This window comes from Rhizobium sp. TH2, from assembly GCF_024707525.1.
GTDB lineage: Bacteria > Pseudomonadota > Alphaproteobacteria > Rhizobiales > Rhizobiaceae > Rhizobium_E.
Window position 1 is genome coordinate 4,619,166 of the sequence record NZ_CP062231.1, and the last position, 18,400, is coordinate 4,637,565.

At 61.4% G+C, this 18,400-nt stretch carries 16 protein-coding genes; 10 read left to right on the forward strand and 6 right to left on the reverse strand.

Annotation, left to right across the window (positions count from 1 at the left end; translation table 11 throughout):
• Positions 1–25 precede the first annotated feature (25 nt).
• Positions 26–1,165 (reverse strand): mandelate racemase/muconate lactonizing enzyme family protein, encoded by a 1,140-nt coding sequence (locus IHQ71_RS22625; protein ID WP_258158669.1) that lies wholly within the window; start codon positions 1,163–1,165, stop codon positions 26–28.
• 139 nt (positions 1,166–1,304) lie between these two features.
• Here IHQ71_RS22625 and IHQ71_RS22630 point away from each other — a divergent pair, with 139 nt between their 5' ends.
• Positions 1,305–1,940, forward strand: a complete 636-nt coding sequence (locus IHQ71_RS22630; RefSeq protein ID WP_374990049.1) for a GntR family transcriptional regulator — start codon at positions 1,305–1,307, stop codon at positions 1,938–1,940.
• Between the two features lie 4 nt (positions 1,941–1,944).
• Here the strand turns inward: IHQ71_RS22630 and IHQ71_RS22635 are convergent, their stop codons facing one another.
• The 5 genes from IHQ71_RS22635 to IHQ71_RS22655 all read right to left on the reverse strand — a co-directional run bounded on the left by IHQ71_RS22635 (position 1,945) and on the right by IHQ71_RS22655 (position 6,638).
• Positions 1,945–2,790: a metal ABC transporter permease gene (locus tag IHQ71_RS22635; RefSeq protein WP_258158671.1), complete on the reverse strand. Its 846-nt coding sequence runs from the start codon at positions 2,788–2,790 to the stop codon at positions 1,945–1,947.
• Positions 2,787–3,644, reverse strand: a complete 858-nt coding sequence (locus IHQ71_RS22640) for a metal ABC transporter permease (RefSeq protein WP_258158672.1) — start codon at positions 3,642–3,644, stop codon at positions 2,787–2,789. Before IHQ71_RS22640 ends, IHQ71_RS22635 begins: the two co-directional genes overlap by 4 nt.
• Complete coding sequence (locus IHQ71_RS22645; protein ID WP_258158673.1) at positions 3,644–4,531, reverse strand: manganese/iron ABC transporter ATP-binding protein; 888 nt, start codon at positions 4,529–4,531, stop codon at positions 3,644–3,646. The genes IHQ71_RS22640 and IHQ71_RS22645 overlap by 1 nt, the downstream gene beginning before the upstream one ends.
• A 17-nt stretch (positions 4,532–4,548) precedes the next feature.
• Positions 4,549–5,469 carry a metal ABC transporter substrate-binding protein gene (locus IHQ71_RS22650; RefSeq protein WP_308737877.1) on the reverse strand — a complete coding sequence of 307 codons (921 nt, stop codon included), beginning with the start codon at positions 5,467–5,469 and terminating at the stop codon, positions 4,549–4,551.
• Between the two features lie 242 nt (positions 5,470–5,711).
• A complete protein-coding gene (locus IHQ71_RS22655) occupies positions 5,712–6,638 on the reverse strand; it encodes a transcriptional regulator (RefSeq protein WP_258158674.1) in 927 nt (308 codons plus the stop codon).
• Positions 6,639–6,734: 96 nt separating this feature from the next.
• Here IHQ71_RS22655 and otnI point away from each other — a divergent pair, with 96 nt between their 5' ends.
• From otnI to IHQ71_RS22700, 9 genes are all read left to right on the forward strand, one after another.
• Positions 6,735–7,511, forward strand: a complete 777-nt coding sequence (otnI, locus tag IHQ71_RS22660; protein ID WP_258158675.1) for a 2-oxo-tetronate isomerase — start codon at positions 6,735–6,737, stop codon at positions 7,509–7,511.
• 102 nt (positions 7,512–7,613) lie between these two features.
• On the forward strand, positions 7,614–8,615 hold the full coding sequence (locus tag IHQ71_RS22665; RefSeq protein ID WP_374990050.1) for a LacI family DNA-binding transcriptional regulator: 1,002 nt from the start codon (positions 7,614–7,616) through the stop codon (positions 8,613–8,615).
• A 51-nt stretch (positions 8,616–8,666) separates the two neighbouring features.
• Positions 8,667–9,902, forward strand: a complete 1,236-nt coding sequence (locus tag IHQ71_RS22670; RefSeq protein WP_258158677.1) for a sugar ABC transporter substrate-binding protein — start codon at positions 8,667–8,669, stop codon at positions 9,900–9,902.
• Between the two features lie 303 nt (positions 9,903–10,205).
• Positions 10,206–11,123, forward strand: a complete 918-nt coding sequence (locus IHQ71_RS22675; RefSeq protein ID WP_258158678.1) for a carbohydrate ABC transporter permease — start codon at positions 10,206–10,208, stop codon at positions 11,121–11,123.
• On the forward strand, positions 11,120–12,004 hold the full coding sequence (locus IHQ71_RS22680) for a carbohydrate ABC transporter permease (protein ID WP_258158679.1): 885 nt from the start codon (positions 11,120–11,122) through the stop codon (positions 12,002–12,004). The genes IHQ71_RS22675 and IHQ71_RS22680 overlap by 4 nt, the downstream gene beginning before the upstream one ends.
• 40 nt (positions 12,005–12,044) lie before the next feature.
• Positions 12,045–13,961 carry a glycoside hydrolase family 127 protein gene (locus IHQ71_RS22685; protein WP_374989905.1) on the forward strand — a complete coding sequence of 639 codons (1,917 nt, stop codon included), beginning with the start codon at positions 12,045–12,047 and terminating at the stop codon, positions 13,959–13,961.
• 11 nt (positions 13,962–13,972) lie between these two features.
• Positions 13,973–15,058, forward strand: coding sequence for an ABC transporter ATP-binding protein (locus IHQ71_RS22690; RefSeq protein ID WP_308737971.1), 1,086 nt, complete (start codon positions 13,973–13,975; stop codon positions 15,056–15,058).
• 88 nt (positions 15,059–15,146) lie between these two features.
• On the forward strand, positions 15,147–16,940 hold the full coding sequence (locus tag IHQ71_RS22695; RefSeq protein ID WP_374989906.1) for an ATP-binding protein: 1,794 nt from the start codon (positions 15,147–15,149) through the stop codon (positions 16,938–16,940).
• Entirely contained in the window at positions 16,937–18,295 is a 1,359-nt protein-coding gene (locus IHQ71_RS22700; RefSeq protein WP_258158682.1) for a sigma-54 dependent transcriptional regulator, read from the forward strand. Before IHQ71_RS22695 ends, IHQ71_RS22700 begins: the two co-directional genes overlap by 4 nt.
• The last annotated feature ends 105 nt before the right edge of the window (positions 18,296–18,400 follow it).

Here is an 18,400-nt window from a genome sequence, read left to right on the forward strand (position 1 = left end):
GCGGCGACCGCCGGAATAGCGGCTTTCAGAATACGGGCAGTCTTGGATTATGCGGCGCCGCGCCAAGCGCGTCGCGGGCAAGAATAGAGGGTCGCGACCATTCTTCGCGCGCAGCCTCGCTCAGCACCAGGCCATGGCCGGGGCGATCAGGCGCATAGGCCCAGCCGTCCCGAATCTCGACCGACTGTTCCACGAGATGGTCGAAATTCTGGAACGAATATTCGAGCCACTCGACCTCGGGCAGCGCGCAGGCTGCATGGACACCGACCTCGAGAAACGTGTTGCCGAGGCAGACGGGTATCGCCTTTTCGGCTGCCAGCCAGCCGATCCGCATCACATCGGAAACCTGGCCGTGGACATTGATGATGTCGGCGCCCTCGGCCTCCAGCAGCAGGCGCTTGCCCGAGAGATCGAGATATTCGCCGGAATTGATCTGCGTGCGGCTGGTCGCCTCACGCAGCATCTTCAGGCCGGCGAAATCGCTCCGCAGGATCGGGTCCTCGACCCAGAGCAGGTTGAAACCCGCCTTCTGGATCGCCCCGATCTTGACCAGCGCTTCCTTCGAAGACCAGGCTTCGTTGGCATCAATCATGATCTTGGAATCGGCCGGCACGATTTTCTTCAGCAGCGCGAGGCGATTGAGGTCGCGTTCGAAGTCGGCATGGCCGACCTTGATCTTGAAGGCGTGGTAGCCAAGGCCTGCTGCATGCGAAAACAGCTTCTGAAAGTCGTCATCATTGAGATGGAAATCCAGTCCGCTTGCATAGGCTCGCACCTTGCCGCGCGTGGCCCCGAGTAATTTAAAGAGCGGCAGGCCAGCCTCCTTGGCGGCCAGATCCCAAAGCGCCACCTGCAGCGCCTCATGAAACGGCAGCGAGAACGGCCGCAGATTGCCGCCGCGCGGACGTGACACCCGGTGCACCAGCCCGATCGCCTTACGCCCTTCCAAACCGGCAAACACTTCCGAGGCAAAGACGCGCTCGATCTCGGCCTGATCAGGCAGCGAGGTGAAAAGCGTCTGGATAAAGCCGAGCCCCGATTGGCCGCTATCGGAGAGCAGTTCCAGTGCTGCTACGTTCACGTCATCGGCACGCACCTGGCTGTCGCCGATGACGCGGTCGCGGGCGAACTGGAAGCGGGTGATCCGGAAGGATTTGATCGTCATTTAAGCTGCACTTGATCTATTAATTTGTTGATCTGATCGATCAGATGCGCTATCTAATATGCCAGAAACGAGAGCAGTGCAAGTGGTCCGCAAGATAAAACTCGCCTCGGTCGATGATGACCCGATCCCGTCGCAGCGCATGAGCGACCTCGCTTATGAGCGCGTGCTCGAAGCCCTGTTCGAGCGAAAAGTCCAGGCAGGCTCTTTCGTCTCGCAAGGCGAACTATCTGAAATCGTTGAGGTTCCGGTGGCGCCACTGAGGGATGCGCTGCGCGTTCTTGAGGCGGAAGGCATCCTCACCATTCATCCGCGCTCGGGCATCCAGTTCGTCCGGCCGGGCTTCGAATTAACGCGGGCAACCTACCAGTTTCGCTTGATTCTGGAGCGTGCAGCTGTGCGTATATTTGCTGAAGAAGGCGATGAGGATTTGATCGTCGAGATGGGCCGCCGCCACAAGGATTTGATCGAAACGATCGCCTCGAACGGTCTGACCTCAGCTGACCTCCTCGAGATGGAAGAGCTCGAACGGCTGCTGCACAATGCCGTGATCGGCATCCTGCGCAACCCACTGATTGAAAGCAGCTACCGCCGCATGCACAATTATCTCCGGCTGCTCCGTCTCGACCGCAAGCTCACCGCCCCCATCGTGCTCCGGACATTGAAGGAACATGTCGAGATCGTCGAAGCCTGCCGGAAGCGCGATGCCGATCGCGCCGAAGCAGCACTCGACGCCCATTTCCAGGCGGCCATGCAGCGCAGTCTCGGCCTAATCTAGCCCTTCAGTTGGCTTCGCTGGCCTCGGCCCCGGCCGCCCGGCGCGTTACGACCACGAAGGCACCGATAAAGATCCCAGCCAGGATCAGCACGATTGTCGGCGCCGGCGCACTATCGATGAAGAACGAGAGATAAATGCCGGCCACCGAAGCGGCAACGGCGATCACGACCGACAGAATGAGCATCGTGCTGAACTGCCGCGTCAACAGAAAGGCGATCGCGCCGGGCGCGATCAGCATGGCGATGACGAGAATGATGCCCACCGCCTGCAAAGCCCCCACCACGGTCAATGAAATCAGGAAGAGTAGCCCGTAATGCAGCAGGCCGACCCGCAGGCCCACGGCCCGCGCCTGTGCGGGATCGAAAGCATGCAGCAGGAAATCCCGCCATTTGATGCCGATCACACCCGCCGTGACGAGAGCAATCGCGGCGGCCTGCGCGATATCGGCCCATTGCACGCCCAGCATGTCGCCGAACAGGATATGGTCGAGATGGACGTCGGACTGGATCTTGACATAGAGCACCAGCCCCAGGCCGAACATGCCGGAGAACACCACACCCATCACCGTATCCTGCTTGATACGGCTATTATCCTTGAGAAAGCCGGTGGCGACCGCACAGATCATGCCCGCCACGAAGGCGCCGATCGCATAGGGAAAGCCGACGATATAGGCGATGACCACGCCGGGAAATACGGCGTGGCTGATCGCGTCACCCAACAGCGACCAGCCCTTGAGCACGAGAAAGCACGACAGTAGTGCCGTGGGCACCGCGATCAGAACCGAGATGACCAGCGCATTAATCATGAACGGGAACTGGAAGGGCGAGAGCAGCGTATCGAGAATGGTCATTGGCCCGGCTCCAGCGCTTCGGCCGCACGGCGGCGTGCCGCCAGCATGCCGTGCTTGGGGGCGAAGAAGAAGGCGATGAGAAAAATCAGCGTCTGCAGCACGACGATAATGCCACCCGTGGCGCCATCGAGAAAATAACTGGCATAGGCGCCGATAGAACTCGTCAAGGTTCCGATCATCACGGCGATCACCAGCAGGCGCGGGAACCGATCGGTCAACAGGTAGGCGGTAGCGCCCGGCGTCACCACCATGCAGATCACCAGGAACGCGCCCACCGTCTGCAACGCCGCCACCGTCGAAGCCGCCAGCAATGCGAAGAACATCACCCGCAGCGCTGTCGGATTGAGGCCGATCGAACGTGCGTGGTTCTCATCGAAGAACGCCACCATCAGGTCCTTCCACTTGACCAATAGGATCGCCAGCGAGACGAATCCGATGATCGCGAGTTGCAGCGTATCCTCCGGCGTGATCGCCAGGATATTGCCGAGCACGATAGTCTGGATATTGACCGAGGTCGGCGACAGCGACACCATGAACAGCCCCAGCCCGAAGAAGGACGAGAAGATCAGGCCGATGATCGCGTCCTCCTTCAGCTTGGTGCGCTGGTTGAGGAACACCATCGCTGCTGCCGCCAAACCGCCGGCAAAGAACGCGCCGATGGAGAACGGCAGGCCGAGCATATAGGCGCCGGCAACGCCGGGAACGATCGAATGCGAAAGCGCGTCCCCGATCAATGACCAGCCCTTCAGCATCAGATAGCAGGAGAGAAACGCGCACACGCCGCCGACCAGCGCCGAAACCCACATGGCGTTGATCATGTAGTTGTAGCCGAAGGGCTCAAGCAGGACCTCCATCAGCCTTGATCCTCGGCCGTCTCCGCCTTTTCGCGTGGCACGGCCTTGCCGCCCTGGAGCACCAGCGGCCGTTCGTCATCGGTAAACAGGCCGAATGGATAGGGCGCCTCGCTATCGGCATGGCCGAGCACGAAATGGCGCAGCACGCCGCCAAAGGCGCTCTCGAGATTGGCCTGGGTGAAGACCTCGGAGGTCGGGCCATAGGCAAGCACAGTTCCCTTGACCAGCACCGTCCGGTCGCAGAATTCCGGCACACTGCCGAGATTGTGGGTGGAAACCAGCATCACGCGGCCCTCGTCGCGCAGCGCGCGCAGAAGCGCGATGATGGCATCCTCGGTCTTGACATCGACGCCTGTGAAAGGCTCGTCAAGCAGGATCACCCGCCCGTCCTGCGCCAGCGCACGGGCGAGGAAAACGCGCTTCCGCTGGCCGCCCGAGAGTTCGCCGATCTGGCGCTTGCGATAGTCGGTCATGCCGACGCGAGCGAGCGCCTTGTCGACCGCCTCGCGATCCGCGGCCTTGGCGATGCGCATTATCCCCATATGGCCGTAGCGGCCCATCATCACCACGTCTTCGACAAGAACGGGGAAGTTCCAGTCGACCTCCTCGGCCTGCGGCACATAGGCGACGAGGTTCTTTTTCAGAGCCTGCGCGACCGGCATGCCGAGCACGGAAATATCGCCCCTGGCGAGACGAACGAAACCCATGATCGATTTGAATATCGTCGATTTGCCCGAACCGTTGACGCCGACCAGCGCCGTGATCGTTCCGGTCGGAATCTCGAATGAAGCATCCTTGATCGCGGTCAGGCCATTGCGATACGTGACGGTCGCATGCCGGACGGCGAGACCTGACCCACTGTTGGAAGACGCGGCTGCAGAGGTCATGCTTGAGGCCATTTCATTCATTGCGACAGGCCCTCGGCCAGACCCTTCTGTATCGTATCGGAGGTCACGCGCAACAGATCGACATAGGTCGGCACCGGGCCGGCTTCATCGCTAAGGGAGTCGACATAAAGCACGCCGCCATAATGGACGCCGGTCTCGCGCGCGACTTGCTGCGCCGGCTTGTCGGACACGGTGCTCTCGCTGAAGACGGTGACGATGCCGTGTTCCCTGATCGCATCGATGACCTTGCGCACCTGCTGCGGCGTGCCCTGCTGGTCGGCATTGATCGGCCAGAGATAGAGTTCCTTCATCCCGAAATCACGGGCAAGATAGGTAAACGCACCTTCGCTGGAAACCAGCCAGCGCTTGTCCTCGGGGATCGTCGCGAGCTTCGCGCGGATCGGAGCGACCGTCGCCTCGATCTTCTTCTTATAGGCCTCGGCATTGGCCTTGTAGGTCTCGGCATTGGCCGGATCGTATTTCACGAAAGCGTCGCGGATATTGTCGACATAGATCAGCGCGTTCTTCGGCGACATCCAGGCATGCGGATTGGGTTTGCCTTCATACGGGCCTTCGCTGATGCCCATCGGCTCGATGCCGTCGGAAACGACCACGCCGGGCACATCACTGAGGTTCTGGAAGAATTTCTCGAACCAGCGTTCCAGGCCGAGCCCGTTCCACAAAATGAGCTGGGCGCCCTGTGCCCGTTGGATATCGCCCGGCGTCGGCGAGTAATTATGAATTTCGGCGCCTGCCTTGGTGATCGATTCCACCACCGCCGCGTCGCCGGCAACGTTGCGCGCCATATCGGCGATGACAGTAAATGTCGTCACCGCCTTGAATTTTTCCGCCGCCGCAGCCGGCGTAAAGCCTATCAACAACGCAAATGCAGCGCCTGTCATCCCGGCAAGAACATGCCGCCTTGTCCTATCGAGCACCAGCTTCTCCTTATTGCGAGTAAGTTGCAATAGCAGAAATAATGGAAAGGTTTCAGCATTGCAAGTGATAATCATTCTCATTGAAACAAGACTCTCAGGCCACGGCAAGGTTCCCCTCGTCGAAATCAGGGATGCCCGATGTTTCCGGATATGAGAAATATCGGCAGCCGTGATTTAGATCACAATGCCTGATATCAATAATAAAGGCTTGGCTTGCAGAGCTTGGTGAAGTGATGACAGGGTCACCCGGTCTTGATGCGCAGGACAATATCCTGATCGTAGTTCCCGAATCCCTTGCCGAAGATATTGATCCCGCCGGGATGCTTGGCGTTTTCCTTCACGCCGATCCTCACCCGGATCGAATGGTGGCTCTTGAGATCGAGCGCATTCAGGTTGACCTCGGAAATCCTGACACCATCGACATAGGTCCCGTCGCTGGAAATCCGCCAATTCTTGAGCTTGCCGTATTGCGAGCCCTTCAACTTCCACCACGAAGGCGTGAACACGCCGCGCTTGTCGCCGAAATCACCGGGTGACGTCCAGGTGCCGACATCGACGCCATTGATCGTCAATGTGATGTCCGAGGGCCAGTCGGCGCTCGTGCCGGGCACTTCCGAACTCAACTCCATCGCCACCTCCAACTCGGCGATATCGGCATTGGCGAGCTTGGCATTGTTGGGGAACTGGTATTCGACATAGCCGCGGGTGAACCACACGAGCCCCGCCTTCATGCGGTCCGGATCGAGGAACGAATTCGGCACGTCGAGCAGGCCGATAATGCTATCCGGCGAACAGAGGCCGCAGGGCGCCGTGACCTCGAAACTTGTGTAAAGCCCGAGCGGCATCGACACTTCGATCGCATCGTTCTTGACGCGGCGATACTCGCTTTTGAAGACGACCAGCACTTCCTCGGCGGTCGGATAGCAGATCTTCTGGCTGCCCTTGCGCGCCTTGCGGTTCTCGGTGCGGATCAGCCCGGCATCTTCGAGGACCTGCACATTGGTGGAAACGGTCGATTGCGGCAGCGACAGTTCGGCCGCGATGTCGTTGACATTCATCGGCCCCTTTTCATGCAGGAGCTTCAGCATCAGGACCCGCCCATGCGACGCGAGGCCCTTGAGAACGGCTATGTCTTCTTCGGGGTCGATGACCAGGAAATTGCGGCTCATTCTGATATGAAATTCGAGTGGCGACCACCTTCTATATCAGCTAATCTGATTTGATCAATGTCCCAGCCAAACTGGCCGCATGCGGGAAGACTTGAGATGCCGCGCTTCGCCGCCAATCTGAGCATGATGTTCAACGAACTGCCGTTCCTCGATCGCTTCGCCGAAGCCGCGGAGTGCGGTTTCGAGGCGGTAGAATTCCTGTTTCCCTATGATTTCGATCCGGAGGAAATCGCCCGCAAGCTCGAAAATGCCGGGCTCGTCCAAGTGCTGTTCAACATGCCTCCCGGCAACTGGGATGCCGGCGATCGAGGGCTTGCAGCCCTGCCCGGACGGCGCGATGAATTTCGGCAATCGGTCGCCACGGCGCTGCGCTATGGCCGCATCCTCGAGGTTCCCAATCTTCACATGATGGCGGGGATCGCATCGCCGGAGGATCCGGTGGCAATCGCCTCATACCGGGATTCGCTGCGCTTCGCAGCCGATATGACGGGTGAGGCCGGCATCGGTCTCCTCATCGAGCCGCTCAACGGCCGCGACATGCCAGGCTATTTCCTCAATCACTTCGATCGTGCCGCAGCGTTCATCGAGGACATTGCCCACCCCGCGCTCAAGCTGCAATTCGACATCTATCATCACGAAATTCTTCATGGCGGCGTCATCGCATCTCTCGAAAGGATGATGCCGCTCATCGGCCATATCCAGGTCGCGTCCGTACCACACCGCAACGAGCCCGGCAGCGGCACCCTCGACGATTTCGCGGTCTTCAACGCACTCGATGCGCTCGGCTATGCCGGATGGGTCGGCTGCGAATACCGTCCCGCGGGCAGCACGCGTGACGGCCTTGAATGGCTGGAACGCGCAAGCAGGACATAAATGTGAAATTTTTGAGAAAACGTTTTCTCATATTGACTTGCGTAGTGATAAAAGGTTTTCTCACCCCGGATTTGGGAGGAAACCACACTGAACGCGCAGCGCATCAAGGGCAGTCGAGTAACCATTCATGACCTGGCCAGGGCTGCCGGCGTCAGCGTTTCGACCGTGTCCAAGGCGCTCAACGGCAACGGCCGCATGGCCACCGAGACCCGCGAGCGGGTCAAGCGCATGGCCGGCGAGATCGGCTTCCGGCCCAATGCGCTCGCTCGCGGATTGCTCAGCAATCGCAGCTTCACCGTGGGCCTTCTGACCAACGACACCTATGGCCGCTTCACGCTGCCCGTTATGGCCGGGATTTCAGAGGCGCTGGTCGATCACGGTGTCTCCGTTTTCCTCTGCGCGATCGAGGATGACCCCGCGCTCGCCAAGATCCATGTCGATGCCATGCTGGACAAACAGGTGGACGGCATCATCGCGACAGGTAAGCGGATCGACAAGTCTCTCCCTGTCGATCTCGCTCACCTGCCGGTGCCTGTTGTCTACGCGTTCACAAAGGGTGCACCCGACAGCGCTACATTGACCTCAGACGACGGCCACGGTGCGGTGCTCGCGACGGAATGGCTGTTGAAGCTGGGGCGGAAACGCCTCGTTCATATTACCGGCCCGACAAGCTTCATGTCCGTCGGCGAGCGTGCCGACGCGTTCCGCCAGGTCGCGGGCAAGGATGCTCCCGTCATGCATGGTACATGGTCCGAAACCTGGGGCCACGAAGCCATCGCCAGTATCTGGAATAACCCGGGCGAAAAGCCCGACGGTATTTTCTGCGGCAACGACCAGATCGCACGCGGCGTGGTCGATGCGTTACGCGAGCGTGGCGCCAATGTCCCCACCGATGTCTCGGTCATCGGCTTCGACAACTGGGAGATCGTCGCCGATCAGACCCGCCCGCCGCTGACCACGGTGGACATGAACCTCAAGGAACTCGGCAGACAGGCTGGGCTGATGGTGTTGGCCCTCGCCGAAGGCAGGACCGTCGAACACGGCCTGCGCCGCCTACCCTGCAAGCTCGTCGTCCGCGATTCCTGCGGAGGCAAACAAATCTAGCTGGAAGAAGGGGTGCGGGAGGACGCAACCCCAAACATGGGAGGAATGACAATGTTGAAGAGATTACTGGCAGCAACGGCCCTGATTTCGGCCGTGATGATCAACTCGGCCTCGGCCGAGACGATCAATATGTGGGTGCGATCGGGCATCGGCGATTCCTTCAAGGAAGTCGTCAAGGCCTATAACGCCAAGGGCGGTGACACGGTCGAGATGACCGAAGTGCCCTTCGCCGAGCTGGTGCAGAAATATGCGACCGCGATCGCCGGCGGCCAGGCGCCTGATGCGCTATCTCTCGACCTGATCTACACGCCCGCTTTCGCGGCAGCTGGTCAGCTCGAAGACCTCAGCGACTGGGCCAAGGCCCTACCCTATTTCAACTCGCTGTCGCCGTCGCATGTCAAGCTCGGCACTTACGAGGACAAGATCTACGGCCTGCCGCTCTCGGTCGAGACCTCGATCTTCGCCTGGAACAAGGACCTCTACAAGAAGGCCGGCCTCGACCCCGAAAAAGCGCCGACGACCTGGGACGAAATCACCGCCAATGCCGAAAAGATCCGCGCGCTCGGCGGCGACACCTACGGCTTCTACTTCTCCGGCGGCGGTTGCGGCGGCTGCATGATCTTCACCTTCACCCCGCTCACATGGGGTGCCGGCGCCGACATCCTGTCCGCCGACAGCAAGACCGCGACGCTCGATACGCCGCAGATGCGCAAGGCCGTCGAGATCTATCGCAACCTCGTCGCCAAGGACACGGTGCCCGCGGGTTCGCAGGGCGACAACGGCGTCAACTTCCTGACCTTCACCAATGGCAAGATCGGCCAGCAGAGTATCGGCGCCTTTGCCATTGGCACGCTGGTGACCCAGCATCCGGAGATCAATTTTGGGGTCACGCTGATCCCCGGCGTCGACGGCAAGCCGTCATCCTTTGCCGGCGGCGACAACTTCGTCGTCACCAAGGGCACGCCGAAGCTCGAAACGGTCAAGAAATTCCTCGAATATACCTATTCGCTCGAGGGGCAGAAGATCCTGGCCAAGTATGGCAGCCTTCCGACCCGCGGCGACATCGCCGACCAGGTGCTCGAAGGTCTGGACCCGCGCCTGAAAGTCGGCATCGAGGCGATCGCGGTCGCCAAGACGCCCTATACACTGCAGTTCAACGACCTGATCAACTCGTCGAACGGCCCTTGGGCCACCTTCATCAACGCCGCGATCTATGGCGACGATGTCGATGGCGCATTTGCCAACGCGCAAGCGGAAATGCAGTCGATCATCGACGCTGCACAGTAAGTGAAACAATGCTGCCGGGAGGGCGTTGGCGCTCCCGGATCTTCCTTAACCCAAGCCGGACTTGCATATGCTGAGCCTTTGCAGCCCCTCCAACCTGTCTTCGGACGCACGCGCCAAAGGCTGGCGCCCCCTTCTCCCCTTGGGGAGAAGTGCCGAGCGCATGCGAGGCGATGAGGGGTTCTCAGCAGCATACACGACGTTTGTGAGAACCCCTCATCCGGCCTTCGGCCACCTTCTCCCCAAGGGGAGAAGCGGGAGCGCGTTGAGCCTTCGTTCGCTTATGATCGAACTGGTACAGTGCCAATGACGATGCTCGCCGAAACCCAAACCCGAGCCCGGCGCCGCCCGCGGCGAAATTCCAACTGGCGCGGGCTCGTCTATATCGCACCCGCCATGGCACTGGTGCTGATGTTCTTCGTGGCTCCGGTGCTGTTCACCGTCTGGATGAGCTTTCACAAATGGCCGCTGCTCGGCGTGCCGGTCTTCAATTGGGGCTCCAACTACACGCGGATGCTGAGCGACGCGCGTTTCTTCTCGGCACTCGGTTTCACCGCCTATTACACGATCATTGTCACCATCGCGATTTTCGTCGTGGCCTTTCCCCTCGCGATCTTCGTCGAGAAACAGCGACCGCTGGTCTCCACCTATCGCACCATCATCTTCCTGCCGGTCGTGGTCGGGCTGGCATCGGCCTCGCTGCTCTGGGTGTGGCTCGCCAATGTCGATAGCGGCCTGTTCGCGCCGCTGTTCCAGATGCTTGGGCTGACGACTGGGCGGCTCAATCTTCTCGCCAAGTTCGATACCGCGTTCCTGACCATCATCGTCATGGTCGTGTGGAAGATCGCCGGCTTCACCATGATCATCCTGCTGACCGGCTTGCAGGCGATCCCGACCGAACTCAGCGAAGCCGCGCGCATCGATGGCGCCCGGCGCTGGCAGCGCTTCCGCTATCTCACGCTACCGCTGATGCGCCGCACGCTGGCGCTGGCGCTGATCCTGTCGGTCACCGGCTCCATCCTCGCCTTCGACCAGTTCTACATCATGACCTCGGGTGGACCGCAGAACAAGATGATCTCGGTCGTCTACTATATCTTCAACCAGTCCTTCGTGTCCTTCAATCTCGGCTATGGCGCGGCTCTTTCGATCGTGCTGCTGGCGATCCTTGTGACGATCAGCGTGGTTCAGCTCTGGTTCCTGCGTGTCGGAGACGAACGCCCATGAGCACATCCGCAACGACACTCGGCAGCCGCCGCGAAATCCGCGCCCGCAAGGCGCTCTGGGACAGGATCGCCTATCACGGCATCGGCATCGGCACGTGCTTCTTCTTCCTCGCACCGTTCGTCATCACGCTGCTCGCATCCTTCCGGACCAACCAGGAATCCAGTTCGCCGCCGCTGCCTCCCTGGCCGACATCGGGCATCAGCATCGACGCTTACCGCGCACTCGATGGTTTCGGCTCCGGCATCTGGCAGCACACGATCAATTCGCTCGTCGTCTCGATCGGCACGGTGCTGTTGACGGTCGCCGTCAGCGTGCTCGCCGGCTACGGTTTCTCGCGCTACCGCTTCCGGTTCAAGAACGTGTTCTTCGTGCTGATCATCGCCACGCTGATGATCCCGTTCCAGTCGATCCTGACGCCGCTCTTCATCATCCTGGCCAGGCTCGGGCTCAACAATTCGCTGTTCGGCCTGATGCTGGTCTATGTGACGCTGCAGCTTCCCTTCTCGGTCTTCATGATGCGCAACGCATTCGATGCGGTGCCGAAGGAGATTGAGGAAGCCGCCCGTATCGACGGCGCGCGGGACTTGCGACTGCTGGTCCGCGTGCTGCTGCCATTGGTCATGCCCGGCATTGCCACGGTCTCGATCTTCGCCTTTCTCAATGCCTGGAACGAATTCTTTGCAGCCCTGATCCTGCTGTCCTCGAACGAGAATTACACGCTGCCGGTGCTGATGACCGCTGTGCGTGCCGGCCGCCTCGGCGCCATCAACTGGGGCGCGGTGCAGGCCGGCGTGGCTGTCATGGTCGTGCCCTGCCTTTTCGTCTTCCTCCTCCTCCAACGCTACTACATGCGCGGGCTGATGGCCGGCGCGGTGAAATGAACCTTCAGAAATGGATGCTGATATGAGTAAGAAAGCCTCTATGAATAGGAAAGATGGGCAGTTCCGCCCCGTTGCCGTTCCCGACGTCGATCTCGGCGGATTCTGGGGCAAGTGGCAGGATGCCGTGAGCGACTCGACTGCCGAGATCCTGCTCGATCGTTGCGAAGCGGCCGGCATGATCAAGGCGATCGACGTCAATCAACCGAGCCCCGGCGTCGTCATCCCGATCCAGCCCTGGGGTGGAACGACCCAGATGTTCTGGGATTCCGATCTCGGCAAGTCGATCGAAACGATTGCCTATTCGCTCTATCGCAAGCCCAATCCCAAGCTCGAAGCCCGCGCCGACGCGATCATCGACATGTATGAGCGGCTGCAGGACACGGATGGCTACCTCAACGCCTGGTTCCAGCGCGTCCAGCCGGATCGCCGCTGGACCAATCTCCGCGACCATCACGAGCTCTACTGCGCCGGCCACTTGATGGAAGCGGCAGTCGCCTACTATCAGGCGACGGGCAAGCGCAAGCTGCTCGACATCATGTGCCGCTATGCCGATTACATGATCACCATCTTCGGTCACGGCGAAGGCCAGATCCCCGGCTATTGCGGCCATGAGGAGATCGAGCTGGCGCTGGTCAAGCTCGCCCGCGTCACAGGCGAGAAGAAATACCTCGAACTCTCGAAATACTTCATCGACGAACGCGGCATCGAACCAAAATTCTTCACCGCCGAGGCGATCAAGGATGGCCGCGACCCGGCGAACTTCATCCAGAAAACCTACGAATACGGCCAGGCGCACGAGCCGGTGCGCGACCAGCGCAAGGTCGTCGGCCACGCGGTGCGCGCCATGTATCTCTATTCCGGCATGGCCGACATCGCCACCGAATACAAGGACGACAGCCTGACCGAGGCGCTTGAAGCGCTCTGGGACGATGTCGTCACCAAGCAGATGTACATCACCGGCGGCATCGGCCCTTCGGCCAGCAACGAGGGCTTCACCGATTACTTCGACCTGCCGAACGAGACCGCCTATGCCGAGACCTGCGCCTCCGTAGGCCTCGTCTTCTGGGCCAACCGCATGCTCGGCCGTGGCCCCGACCGCCGCTATGCCGACATCATGGAACAGGCGCTCTACAATGGCGCGCTGCCCGGCCTGGCGATCGACGGCAAGACCTTCTTCTACGACAATCCGCTGGAAAGCGTCGGCAAGCACCACCGCTGGACCTGGCATCACTGCCCCTGCTGCCCGCCGAACATCGCGCGGCTGGTCACCTCGATCGGCTCCTATATGTATGCCGCGTCCGATGACGAGATCGCGGTGCATCTCTACGGCGAGAGCACGCTGCGCTGCGAGCTGGCAAACGGCGCCAAGGTGACGATCAGGCAGACCACCAATTATCCCTGGGAAGGCACGATTGCGTTCACCACAGAACTGGCGAAGCCAGCCCGCTTCGCACTTTCCCTCCGCATCCCCGAATGGGCGGACGGCGCGACGCTCAGCGTCAACGGCACGATGATCGACCTCGCCGCCAATGTCATCGACGGCTATGCCCGCATCGAGCGCGATTGGACCGATGGCGACCGGGTGGCGCTCTTGTTACCGCTGGCGCTCCGGCCACAATATGCCAACCCCAAGGTCCGGCAGGATGCCGGCCGCGTCGCGCTGATGCGCGGCCCGCTCGTCTATTGCGTCGAGACGACTGACAATGGCCATGACCTCAGCGCCATCGTCCTGCCCGCCGAGCTGCCGGCGGGGGAGACGACGGTTCTCGACGATCTCCACAATGCCGTGGCGGTCGACCTGCCAGTTGAACGTGACGATAGTTCGGACTGGGGCAAGTCGCTCTACCGAAACGCGCCGGCGAAACGGGTGAAAGACAAGGCGCGCTTCGTGCCCTATCATCTCTGGGACAACCGCGCGCCCGGCGAAATGCTGGTCTGGGTGCAGTCGGAGAAATAGGCACTATGCTGATGGCGAACGGGATGAACAACACCAGCGTCGCGCTCGTCGACGTGCGCAAGAGCTACGGCGGCCTGGAAGTGATCCACGGCATCGACCTCACGGTCGCCGAAGGCGAATTCGTCGTCTTCGTCGGACCGTCCGGATGCGGGAAATCGACGCTGCTCCGGATGATTGCCGGCCTGGAAGAAGTCACCGACGGCGAGATCGCCATCAAGGGCCGCGACGTCACCGACCTCGATCCGTCCGATCGCGGCATTGCCATGGTGTTCCAGTCCTATGCGCTCTATCCCCACATGAGCGTGCGCGAAAACCTCGCCTTTGGGCTCAAGATGGCGAACACGCCACAGGCCGAGATCGAGCGGCGGGTCGCTCATGCCTCTGGCATCCTCAAGATCGATCCGTTGCTGGAGCGCCGACCGGGCCAGCTCTCCGGCGGCCAGCGCCAGCGCGTCGCCATCGGCCGGGCGATCGTGCGCGAACCGGATGTCTTCCTGTTCGACGAGCCGCTTTCGAACCTCGACGCCGAATTGCGTGTTTCCATGCGCATCGAAATCGCGCGCCTGCACCGCCAACTCGGCAATACGATGATCTATGTCACCCACGACCAGACCGAGGCGATGACACTCGCCGACAAGATCGTCGTGCTCCGCGACGGCAAGGTCGAGCAGGTCGGCACGCCGCGCCAGGTCTACGAGGATCCGGCCAATGTCTTCGTCGCCGGTTTCATCGGCTCGCCCCGGATGAACTTGCTGGAGGCGGAATGGGCGGGCGATGGCAAAGTCCGTATCTCGGGCATCACGGTGGATGCGTCGATCGATGCCTCCGGCCTGCAATCCGGCGGCAAGCTCCTGCTCGGCATGCGCCCCGAACACATGGTGGTCACGGCAGCCGGACCGGATACCATCGCCGCCAGGGTGGATTTCTCCGAATATCTCGGTGGCAATCGCTTTCTCTATTGCCAGCTTGACGATGGCCAAAACCTGACTGTCGAGCAGCGCGATGGCCCGGATACAGCACCCGGTGAGGCATTGCATCTGACGACACCGCTGGATCGCCGCCGGTTCTTCGCCACCACCGGTGAGAGGCTGCGGTAAGCCCTTCACACACCCACACTTGGAAAGACGCCCGCAATCTGCAATCCTTAGGGCGGATTGAGGACGGCCACCGCCAGTCCGTGGGAGAGTGAACCTGAGGAACGCACATCGAAGCATCCTCGCACTTATCGGCGTGCTGCTTGCCGCGGCGATCTTCGTCGTCGGCTGGGGCATTCCGTTCGCGACCGTGCGTTTCATGAACGAAGCCTCGCTTCAGGCCAACAGCGCGCTCAGGCTGGCGGTCTCGGCCCTGTCCGGTCAGCTCAAGCGATACGAGCCGCTCCCCGCCCTCATCGCCGATCACGACAACATCAAGGAATTGATTTCCAAGCCCCACGACCCGGCACTTCGCGACGCCGCCAATCTCTATTTGAAGGAAATCAACACGTTGCTGCGCTCGTCGGATATCTACGTGATGACGCTGGACGGCGAGACCATCGCCGCCAGCAATTATAATGAGCCGACGAGTTTCGTCGGCGAGAATTTCAGCTACCGGCCGTATTTCCAGCGTGCGGCCGAAGGGCATCAGGCGCGCTTCTATGCGCTCGGCACGACCTCGGCCAAGCGCGGCTATTACTTCGCCTCGCCGGTCAAGCTTGCCGGCAGGGTCGCCGGCGTCATCGTCTTCAAGGTCGATATCGACGCGATCGAAACCTCCTGGCGTGGCGGCGAATACAAGATCATCGTCCATGATCCCGAAGGCATCGTCTTCATGTCGGGCAGTCCCGCCTGGCTCTATTCCGGCATCATGCCGCTGACGAAAGAGCGGCTTGAGCGCACGGCCGCCTCCCGCCGCTACTCCGATGCGGTGTTGAAGGAATTGCCGGTCCGTCGCTCGCAAATGGCCGACCATGCCCTGATGACGATCGATAGCGCGGAGAACGGCGCGGAATATCTCGTGCTATCGCAATACATGCGCGAGGCCGACTGGACCGTCAGTGTGCTTCTCGACACCCGTTCCGTCCATTCCCAAGCGCGCACCACCATCGTCGCGCTGCTGTTGTTTCTTACCCTCGCAGGCGTCGTCCTGACCGTGATGCTGCAGCGGCGAGCGCGGCTGAAGGAGCAGATGCAATCCGACATCAGCGCTAAGGCCGAACTCGAACGGCGCGTCGAGGAGCGCACCGCCGACCTCGCCCGCGTCAACCGCCAACTACACAAGACCCAGGCCGATCTCGTGCAGGCCGGCAAGCTCGCCGGCCTCGGGCAGATGTCGGCGGCGCTCTCCCACGAACTGAACCAGCCGCTCGCGGCCGCCAAGACCTATGCCGACAGCGCCGCGCTGCTCATCGACCGCAAGCGAACCGACGAGGCGCAGGACAATCTGCGCCGCATCTCCAACCTCATCGATCGCATGGCATCGATCAGCCGGCACCTGCGCAATTTCGCCCGCAAACCCAACGAGAAGCTCGGCGCGGTCGCGGTTGAAGACGTGCTGCACGACACGCTCGAAATCGTCTCGACGCGCCTTGCCTCCGCGAAGGCCGAGCTCGTCAGCCAGCTTGCCCCGTCGCTGATGGTCAAGGCGGGATCGGTCCGGCTGCAGCAGGTGCTGGTCAATATCATCTCCAACGCCGCCGATGCCGTCGAAGGCCTCGATGACCGCCGCATCCATGTCTCCGCGGAACGCGTGGGCGACCGGGTGGTGATCGAGATCAGGGATCACGGGCCCGGCGTGCCACCGGCAATCGTCGAGCGCATCTTCGATCCTTTCTTCACCACCAAGAAGGTCGGCGCGGGACTGGGGCTCGGCCTCTCGATCTCCTACAACATCATCAAGGATTTCGGCGGCCATCTGGTCGTCTCGAACCACCCGGAGGGCGGCGCGGTGTTCCGCATCCAGCTCGATCCGGCAACAGAAGCCCGCGAGGCGGCGGAATGAGCGAGGCGGCCGTCCTGCTCGTCGACGACGAAGAGGAACTGCGTCTGGCGACCGCCCAGGCTCTGGAATTGCAGGACCTGAAGGTTGAGCCCTTCGCCACCGCCGAGGATGTGCTGACCCGCATCAGCTACGGCTTTTCCGGCGTCGTGGTCAGCGATATCCGCATGGAGGGCATGGACGGGATGACGCTTCTCCAGCGCATCCGCGAGATCGACCATGACATCCCCGTCATCCTCGTCACCGGCCACGGTGATGTCCAGCTTGCCGTCAAGGCAATGCGCGAGGGCGCTTATGATTTCCTCGAAAAGCCCTTCGCGGTTCCGACACTTGCCAGCATTATCGGCCGCGCGATGGACCGGCGCGCGCTGGTGCTGGAGAACCGCCGCCTGCGGGCTGCGGCAGGCAAACGCGACGACATCGAGGTACGGCTTCCCGGTCGTACGCCCATCATGGTCGATCTGCGCTACCGGCTCCGCGCGATCGGCGCCACCGATGCCGATACGCTGATCATCGGCGATACCGGAGCCGGCAAGGAAGTCGTGGCGCTGGCATTGCACGATATCAGCGCCCGCGCCGGCCGGCCGTTTATCGCCATCAATTGCGCGGCGCTGCCCGAAACGCTGATCGAAAGCGAGCTCTTCGGCCACGAAGCCGGTGCCTTTCCCGGCGCCATGCGGCCACGCTACGGCAAGTTCGAGCACGGCCGGGGCGGCACCATCCTGCTCGACGAGATCGGCTCGCTGCCGATCGACCTGCAGGCCAAATTCCTGCGCGTCCTGCAGGAGCGTACCATCACCCGCCTCGGCTCGAACGAGAGCGTTGCGCTTGACGTGCGCTTCATCGCCACGAGCAAGGTCGATCTGGAGGCCGAAGTCGCTGCCGGGCGTTTCCGGCCGGACCTGTTCTATCGCCTCAACGTCGCTACCTTACGCGTGCCATCTCTCGCCCAGCGACTGGCGGACGTCCCCCTGCTCTTCCTTCAGCTCGTCCGGGAGGCATCCGCCCGCTACGGCCGGGAGCCGATGGATGTGCCACCGGAGGTGATATCCGACATTGCCGAGCGGGATTGGCCCGGCAACGTCCGGGAGCTGCGCAATGCGGCCGACCGGCTGGTGCTGGGACTCGATATGCGAATGGGCTCCGCCGCGTCGGACGACGAGAGGGAAAACATCCGCCTCGCCGACAAGGTCGGCGCGTTCGAACGCCAGATCATCGCCAGCACCATCGCCGCCCATGGCGGCAGCCTGAAACCCGTCTACGAACAGCTCGGCATATCGCGCAAGACGCTTTACGAGAAGATGCAGAAATACGGCCTCGACAAGCGGCTTGGCATCGGCGAGCCGGAAGACGGCTAGCATGATGGGTGGATTTCCACACATGCTCCTTGCCCATTGAGGCCATTTCCACCCATGGCGACACGCAAACATCAGCCCGCCTGCGCTTTTTGTGGCTTCCGCCGT

Bases quoted from the DNA above. Each gene is read 5' to 3' on its own strand.
- IHQ71_RS22645 (WP_258158673.1), bottom strand. From the start codon at position 4,531: ATGACCTCTGCAGCCGCGTCTTCCAACAGTGGGTCAGGTCTCGCCGTC.
- IHQ71_RS22685 (WP_374989905.1), top strand. From the start codon at position 12,045: ATGAATAGGAAAGATGGGCAGTTCCGCCCCGTTGCCGTTCCCGACGTC.
- IHQ71_RS22640 (WP_258158672.1), bottom strand. From the start codon at position 3,644: ATGGAGGTCCTGCTTGAGCCCTTCGGCTACAACTACATGATCAACGCC.
- IHQ71_RS22690 (WP_308737971.1), top strand. From the start codon at position 13,973: ATGGCGAACGGGATGAACAACACCAGCGTCGCGCTCGTCGACGTGCGC.
- IHQ71_RS22700 (WP_258158682.1), top strand. From the start codon at position 16,937: ATGAGCGAGGCGGCCGTCCTGCTCGTCGACGACGAAGAGGAACTGCGT.
- IHQ71_RS22635 (WP_258158671.1), bottom strand. From the start codon at position 2,790: ATGACCATTCTCGATACGCTGCTCTCGCCCTTCCAGTTCCCGTTCATG.
- IHQ71_RS22655 (WP_258158674.1), bottom strand. From the start codon at position 6,638: ATGAGCCGCAATTTCCTGGTCATCGACCCCGAAGAAGACATAGCCGTT.
- otnI (WP_258158675.1), top strand. From the start codon at position 6,735: ATGCCGCGCTTCGCCGCCAATCTGAGCATGATGTTCAACGAACTGCCG.
- IHQ71_RS22675 (WP_258158678.1), top strand. From the start codon at position 10,206: ATGACGATGCTCGCCGAAACCCAAACCCGAGCCCGGCGCCGCCCGCGG.
- IHQ71_RS22625 (WP_258158669.1), bottom strand. From the start codon at position 1,165: ATGACGATCAAATCCTTCCGGATCACCCGCTTCCAGTTCGCCCGCGAC.
- IHQ71_RS22670 (WP_258158677.1), top strand. From the start codon at position 8,667: ATGTTGAAGAGATTACTGGCAGCAACGGCCCTGATTTCGGCCGTGATG.
- IHQ71_RS22630 (WP_374990049.1), top strand. From the start codon at position 1,305: ATGAGCGACCTCGCTTATGAGCGCGTGCTCGAAGCCCTGTTCGAGCGA.
- IHQ71_RS22680 (WP_258158679.1), top strand. From the start codon at position 11,120: ATGAGCACATCCGCAACGACACTCGGCAGCCGCCGCGAAATCCGCGCC.